General features: G+C 66.5%; 9 protein-coding genes. All 9 read left to right on the forward strand.

Annotation, left to right across the window (positions count from 1 at the left end):
- The first annotated feature begins 96 nt into the window (after window positions 1-96).
- The 9 genes from ACREBX_RS05695 (at window position 97) to ACREBX_RS05735 (ending at window position 6,928) form a co-directional block, all read left to right on the forward strand.
- Complete coding sequence (locus ACREBX_RS05695) at window positions 97-294, forward strand: zinc-finger domain-containing protein (RefSeq protein ID WP_431560788.1); 198 nt, start codon at window positions 97-99, stop codon at window positions 292-294.
- A gap of 229 nt (window positions 295-523) precedes the next feature.
- A complete protein-coding gene (locus ACREBX_RS05700; RefSeq protein ID WP_431560789.1) occupies window positions 524-973 on the forward strand; it encodes a DUF4402 domain-containing protein in 450 nt (149 codons plus the stop codon).
- A gap of 278 nt (window positions 974-1,251) precedes the next feature.
- Complete coding sequence (gene tldD / locus ACREBX_RS05705; RefSeq protein WP_431560790.1) at window positions 1,252-2,694, forward strand: metalloprotease TldD; 1,443 nt, start codon at window positions 1,252-1,254, stop codon at window positions 2,692-2,694.
- Between the two features lie 296 nt (window positions 2,695-2,990).
- Window positions 2,991-4,250, forward strand: coding sequence for a hypothetical protein (locus tag ACREBX_RS05710; protein WP_431560791.1), 1,260 nt, complete (start codon window positions 2,991-2,993; stop codon window positions 4,248-4,250).
- 80 nt (window positions 4,251-4,330) lie between these two features.
- The gene (locus tag ACREBX_RS05715) at window positions 4,331-4,729 is read left to right on the forward strand and encodes a hypothetical protein (RefSeq protein ID WP_431560792.1); all 399 of its coding nucleotides are present in this window, start codon (window positions 4,331-4,333) and stop codon (window positions 4,727-4,729) included.
- Between the two features lie 75 nt (window positions 4,730-4,804).
- On the forward strand, window positions 4,805-5,389 hold the full coding sequence (locus tag ACREBX_RS05720; RefSeq protein ID WP_431560793.1) for a DUF924 family protein: 585 nt from the start codon (window positions 4,805-4,807) through the stop codon (window positions 5,387-5,389).
- A gap of 28 nt (window positions 5,390-5,417) precedes the next feature.
- Window positions 5,418-5,981 (forward strand): pyridoxamine 5'-phosphate oxidase family protein, encoded by a 564-nt coding sequence (locus tag ACREBX_RS05725; RefSeq protein WP_431560794.1) that lies wholly within the window; start codon window positions 5,418-5,420, stop codon window positions 5,979-5,981.
- On the forward strand, window positions 5,981-6,211 hold the full coding sequence (locus ACREBX_RS05730; RefSeq protein WP_431560795.1) for a DUF2007 domain-containing protein: 231 nt from the start codon (window positions 5,981-5,983) through the stop codon (window positions 6,209-6,211). Before ACREBX_RS05725 ends, ACREBX_RS05730 begins: the two co-directional genes overlap by 1 nt.
- 18 nt (window positions 6,212-6,229) lie before the next feature.
- Window positions 6,230-6,928, forward strand: a complete 699-nt coding sequence (locus ACREBX_RS05735; protein ID WP_431560796.1) for an endonuclease/exonuclease/phosphatase family protein — start codon at window positions 6,230-6,232, stop codon at window positions 6,926-6,928.
- Window positions 6,929-6,974: the final 46 nt, after the last annotated feature.

A 6,974-nucleotide genomic window follows, 5' to 3' on the forward strand; every position in this document is an offset into this window, starting at 1 on the left:
GCGCTACGCGCTGCCACCTCCCCATCGCTGCGCGACGGGGAGGATCAAGAGAGACCCGATTGCGGGCGCCCGTCACGCTTGCTATGGGCGCGGTCGATGACCCAGCCAGCCCCCGAAACCATCCGCACGCCCAAAACCCGCATCGCCTGCGACGGCACCGGCGACAGCCTCGCCGATGCGGCGCTCGGCCACCCGCGCGTATGGCTCGAAATCGACACCGATGAGGGCTTCGCCGACTGCGGCTATTGCGACCGGCGCTTCATTCTGATCGGCGGGATCGCCGACAAAGGTTGAACGCCGGCGGGATCGCCGACAAGGCGTAAATCGGCGGCCGGAAGTAAACGGCCGATTCACTAACCCCATGCATCAGCGATGAAGGTCCCGCTGGCATAAGATGTGCCAGACAGGAGCAGAATCTGTGGGAATTCAAGGGACCAGAAACTGTCGGGGAGCTGCTCGCGCCCTGACCCTCGCGGCGACAGTGGCGGGCGCGGCGCTATGCGGACCAGCCTATGCCGCCGATATGGCTGGCACCGCCAACGCGGCGGTCGTTCGCCCGAACACACTGATCAAGACCGACGATCTCGATTTCGGCACGTTGATCAGCGGACCGACCGGCGGCACGGTGTCGATCAATGCCGTTACGGGCGCGCGCACGACCAGCGGCGGAGTGACCCCCGTCGGGGCCGGCACCCAGCGCGCGATATTCCAGGGCACCGGCGGCATTTTGCTCATCACCGTGTCGGGCAGTACCTCGGTGACGCTCGCGCGCGCCGGCGGCGGCGCGGCGCCGATGACCGCCAGCCTCGTCCGTGCGGCCAGCACCAGCGGCGGCGGCATCGCGCTGCTCGGCGGCACCCTCCTGCCCAGCGGGGTGCAGACCTATTATATCGGCGGCACGCTCACCGTCCCCGCGAACCAGCCCGAGGGTGATTACAGCGGGACGTTTACGCTGACGGTGAATTATCTGTAGATCGATGTCCGGTTTCGATCGGTTGCGGACATTTGGTCCTCCCTGTGCCGCAGGCATGGGGAGGTGGCAGCGCGAAGCGCTGACGGAGGGGCGGGGCGCGACGTCGCAGCCCCTCCACCACCGCCTGCGGCGGCGGTCCCCCTCCCCATCGCTTCGCGACAGGGAGGATTTTGGCGGCCGCTTCCCACCCCAATGCCGACATTCGGGTGGGACCTTGCAATATCGGCTCGTAGCGAACGGGTCTTTGCGCTGGCCGACGGCGCGCCTATATCACCCCCATGACAAGCCCGACCGACCCCCGCCGCTTCCTTTATCGCGCCGACGCGCTCGACCCCGATCTGGCGCAGACGCTCGCGCGCGAAGCGCTCGGCAAGGCCGACGACGGCGAGCTGTACCTTCAATATCGCGCGACCGAGAGCTTCGGCTTCGACGACGGGCGATTGAAGACCGCCGACTATTCGACCGACGCGGGCTTTGGCCTGCGCGCCGTGTCGGGCGAGATGACGGGCTTTGCGCACGCCAGCGACATCAGCGCCGGCGCGATCCGCCGCGCCGCCGAGACGCTCGCTTTGCTCGATCCCTCGAACCAGGCGCACGCCGCGCCGCCGCCGCGCACCAACCGCCACCTTTATGACGAGGCGAACCCGCTCGACCTCATCCCCTTCGCGAAGAAGGTCGCGCTCTGCCAGGAAATCGACGCCGCCGCGCGTGCGCGCGATCCGCGTATCGTCCAGGTCTCGGTCGCGCTCGCGGGCAGCTGGTCGGTCGTCGAGATCGTCCGCGCCGACGGTTTCCTCGCAACCGACATCCGCCCGCTCGTCCGCCTCAACGTCTCGATCGTGGTCGAGGAAAATGGCCGCCGCGAAACCGGTTATTTCGGCCTTGGCGGGCGCTATATGTACGATCATCTGTTCGAACCCGCGCAGTGGAACCGCGCGATCGACGAGGCGCTGGCACAGGCGCTTGTCAACCTGCGCGCGGTCGATGCGCCCGCGGGCGAATTCACCGTGCTGCTCGGACCCGGCTGGCCGGGCGTGCTGCTCCATGAAGCCGTCGGCCACGGGCTCGAGGGCGATTTCAACCGCAAGGGCACCAGCGCCTTTTCGGGCCGCATCGGTCAGCGCGTCGCCGCGCCCGGCGTCACCGTGGTCGACGACGGCGCGATGGACAGCCCGGTCGGCGGCGGTCGTCGCGGCTCGCTCAGCATCGACGACGAAGGCACGCCCACCGGCGAGACCGTGCTGATCGAGGACGGCATCCTCAAGGGCTATATGCAGGACCGCCTCAACGCCCGCCTGATGGGGGTCGAACCCACCGGCAACGGCCGCCGCGAAAGCTTCGCGCACGCGCCGATGCCGCGGATGACCAACACCTTCATGCGCGGCGGCAATGACGATCCGGCCGAGCTGCTCAGCCGCGTCAAGACCGGCATTTTCGCCAAAAGCTTCGGCGGCGGACAGGTCGACATCGTGTCGGGAAAGTTCGTCTTCAGCTGCACCGAGGCGTACAAGATCGAGAATGGCAAATTGGGCGATTCGATCAAGGGCGCGACCTTGATCGGCGACGGCCCGAGCGTGCTCACCAAGGTCATGGGCATCGGCAACGACATGGCAATCGACGAGGGTATCGGCATCTGCGGCAAGGGCGGCCAGAGCGTCCCCGCCGGCGTCGGCCAGCCGACCTTGCTGGTCAGCGGGCTGACCGTCGGCGGTACAGCCTGAATTCCTTCTCCCTCGATGGGAGAAGGATACGCCGCCTTGCCGCGAAGCGGCTAGGCGAAGTTGGATGAGGGTGATGGTGCGTCCTTCCGCCGCGCAGCATCAGGCCGAAGCCGCACCCCCACCGCTGCGACTAGCCAGCAAGCTGGCAAGTCTCGCTGCCTCCCCCATCAAGGGAGGATGGTCGATTGTGATCGCCCTCACTTGGCGTTCGCCCCTCCCGCGCATATAGCTTACCCAAACAGAACAAGAATCGGTCGCATCATCCGCGGGGGCAATCCTGCAACAGGGAGGGTAATATGCGTTCGAATCTGCGTTTTGTTTCCGTGGCCGCCGTCGCCGCGATGCTCGCCGCCGTTCCCGGCTCGGCGCAAAAATCGACCGGCCCCAAGGAACGTTATGAAATGGACGTCGCGACGGCGTCGGGCTTTGCCGCGATGACTGCGGGCGGCGGCAAACCCGGGGTCGGCAGCATGATGGGCATGATGTTCGGCGGTGGTCCCGACAGCCAGGTCGCGCGTACGCTCGAACTGCGGCTCGGCTCGGCCCAGACGCCCGTGCCGCCGCCGGTGAAGGCCGACCATTTCTTCCTGCCCGCAGCCAAGCTCGGCAAATTACTGCCGCTGCTCGGTCCCGACCCGGGCAGGCGCCAGGACGAGACCGGCACGTCGGAACTGCCCAAGGATTTCGAACGACCCAAGGGACGCTTGCTGCTGTTCTGGGGCTGCGGCGCCAAGGCCGGACCGGGCCAGCCGGTGATCATCGATTTCGCCAAGCTCGCGGCGGGGCAGATGCCGCCCAATCTCTACACGACCACAATTCCGCGCATCCGCGAAGTGATGACGACGAACAGCAAAAGCTACGCCGGCTGGCCGAACAGCAAATCGGCGAAACAGCCGCCTTCGGGGTCATCGCTGCTCGGTGCGCACCGTATCGCGGGCAATGTCGGGCCCGAAATCAACTTCACGCTGGCGCAGGACTATATGCCCGCGCTTAACGCCTCGACGTCGCCGCAGCCCGACGGGTCGCTGATGATCCGCTGGAACCAACTCCAGCCCGCGACCGGCTATGTCGCCTGGGCGTTCGGTGGCATGGACCGTGGCGGCGGCGCTGGAGGAAATGGGGGCGACATGGTGTGGTGGACCAGCAGCAACGCGCGCGAATTCGGCGGCAGGCTGTGGGACTGGCTGCCGCCGTCGACCGTCGCGGGACTTGTCACGAAGAAAATCGTGATGCCGCCGTCGCAGACGAGCTGTCAGATCCCCGCGGAAGCCAAGAAGGCGTCGGGCGAGATGATGTTCGGTAATTTGAACGCCTTTGGCCCCGAAGCCAATTTCTCTTATCCGCCCAAACCCGCAGGCAATGCCGTGTGGAACATCGACTGGACCGCAAAGGTGCGTTTCCGTTCACACACCGCGCTGCTGATCGGCGCCGATTTCGGCGGCCAGAGCAGATCGGGGGGCGGATCGACGACCGGCGGAAGCACCCCGGTCGAACCCGCGAAAAAGAAGAAATGCAAAGGGCCGCTCGGCATCCCGCTTCCCGACGGGGCGTGCTGAAACGGCGGCGAGTCAGCCCCTGTTCACGCGCGTTGGCGCAGAAAGACGCCGGGTAGGGTATGAAAGACAGGAGTCGAACCATGCGTCACCTCATCCCGGCGCTTCTCGCCGCCGCTGCCATGGCAGCCACGCCCGCCGCCGCGCGCGAAAAGCTCGCGCCCGAAGACCAGCTCGCCAAGCTGCTCGAAGGCCGCGTCGCGGGCGAGCCGCAGGATTGCATCTCGCTCTCGACCGCGCGCAGTTCGCAGATCATCGACAAGACCGCGATCGTCTACAAGGTCGGCAGCACCTATTGGGTCAACCGGCCGAAGGGCGGCGCCGAATCGCTCGACGACGACGATATTCTCGTGACCAAGACGACCGGCAGCCAGCTGTGCAGCATCGATCCCGTCGAACTGCGCGACCGCACGAGCCATATGTACGCCGGCTTCGTGTCGCTCGGCAAATTCGTGCCTTACAAGCGCGTCAAGGGCGAATAGCCTCCGGTCGTCACGCCATTGCGAGCGCAGCGAAGCAATCCAAGGGTTGCATAAACCGCTCTGGATTGCTTCGCTATGCTCGCAATGACGAATGATCCTGAAACGCCCGCCCCTCCCCCTGCCGACTGGGCGCGGCAATTGCTCGCCTTCTGGTTCGATGCGCACGGCATGGACGACTGGTACGGCGGCGGCGCCGAATTCGACGACGCCGTCCGCGATCTGGCGGAAGGCTGGCACGAAGCGCTGCGATCGCAGCCCGCCGAAGCCTTCCTGACCGATCCCGACACCGCGCTCGCCGCCGCGATCCTGTTCGATCAGGTGCCGCGCAACATCTATCGCGGCCACGCCGACGCCTTCGCCACCGACGATCTCGCCCGCGCGATCGCGCGCGGCATCGTCGAGCGCGGCTGGCACGAAAACTGGCCCGACGAACGGCGCCAATTCGCTTGCCTGCCCTTCCAGCACAGCGAGAATATGGACGACCAGCGCGAATCGCTGCGCCTGTTCGCGCAGTTCGGCGATCCGATGTTCCAGGACTATGCGCAAAAACATTTCGCCGTCGTCGACCGCTTCGGCCGCTTCCCGCATCGCAACGAGGCCCTCGGCCGCGCGACGCGCACCGACGAGGAGGCCGCGATAGAAGAGGGCAAGAATTGGTGATAGGACGGGCGCAATACGGAGAACAGCCATGGCCGAATTCACCGAAACGCTGACCGATAAACATATCGCCTTCATCGAAAAGCAGCCGGTCTATTTCACCGCGACCGCGGCCGCCGATGCGCGCATCAACCTGTCGCCCAAGGGCTATGCCGACAGCTTCAAGATCCTGTCGGACAGCAAGGTCGCCTATCTCGACCTCGGCGGATCGGGCAACGAGACGCACGCGCACCTCGCCGCCGACGGCCGCATCACGATCATGTTCTGCGCCTTCGACCGCAGCGCGCTCATCCTGCGCATCTATGGCCGCGGGCGCCCGGTGCTGCCGCAGGATGCCGAGTGGGGCGCGCTCGCCGCAAACTTCACCCTGCTTCCCGGCACGCGCCAGATTTTCGTGATCGACGTCGACAGCGTGCAGACGAGCTGCGGCTGGGGCGTGCCGATGATGGAATTGCAGCACGAGCGCGACACGCTGCAAAAATATCACCGCCAGGCCGATCGCGCCCTGTGGGTCGAAAAGTTCAAGGAGCGGGACCGAAGCATCGACGGCCTGCCGACGCGCCCGACCGACCGCTTCATTACCGGCGATGCCTGATGCCATTGGTTGAATTGGTACGCCTGCCCAATGGCGCCGAGGCCGAACTGCTGCGCGGTCGGCTCGAAAGCGCGGGCGTCCACGCCGTCTGTTTCGACGCGGGCATGAATATCGCCGAAAGCGTGGGGCTGCTCATCCCGGTCCGCATCATGGTGCTCGACGAGGATCTGGACGAGGCGCGGGCGCTGATCGCCGAATTCGAGGCGAGCGGGAACGGAAACGCGGCCTGAGCGCTTGAAAAGCACGTCATGATCAAGGTCGCCAGTTACAATATGCGCAAGGGCATCGGGCTCGACCGGCGCCGCGACCCGGGCCGGGTGCTGTCGGTGCTCGGCGAGCTCGACGCCGATATCGTCGCACTGCAAGAGGCCGATCGCCGTTTCGGCACGCGCGCGAGCGCGATCCCGCCGCACATGTTCGAAGAGCATAGCGACTATGTCCCCGTCGACTTGCTCGGCGGGCGCCCCTATGCGATCGGCTGGCACGGCAACGCGCTGCTCGTGCGCAAGGGCGCCGTGGTCGAGGAAAGCCACGCGCTCCACCTGCCGACGCTGGAACCGCGCGGCGCCGTCGCCGCGACGGTCCGTATCGGCGACACGCGGCTGCGCGTCGTCGGCATGCACCTCGACATTTCCGGGCTACGCCGCCGCCAGCAGGCGCGCGCGATTCTCAATCATGTCGCCGAGGGCGAGGACCTGCCGACGATCCTGATGGGCGACTGCAACGAATGGCGGCCGCGCGGCGGCTGCCTTGCCGATTTCGGCGAGCGCCACCGGCTTGTCGATACCGGCCACAGTTTCCACAGCCGCCGCCCCGTCGCAAAGCTCGACCGCATCTTCGCGACCCCCGATCTCCAGGCCGTCGATGCCGGCGTGCATCAGAGCGCGCTCGCGGCGCGGGCGTCGGACCACCTGCCGATCTGGGCGCGGTTTTCGAAGGTCGACTGACGCCAATCGAGCCCCTCCCCTTCAGGGGAGGGGTTGGGGTGGGGGC

It is taken from the genome of Sphingopyxis sp. (assembly GCF_050725655.1).
GTDB lineage: Bacteria > Pseudomonadota > Alphaproteobacteria > Sphingomonadales > Sphingomonadaceae > Sphingopyxis.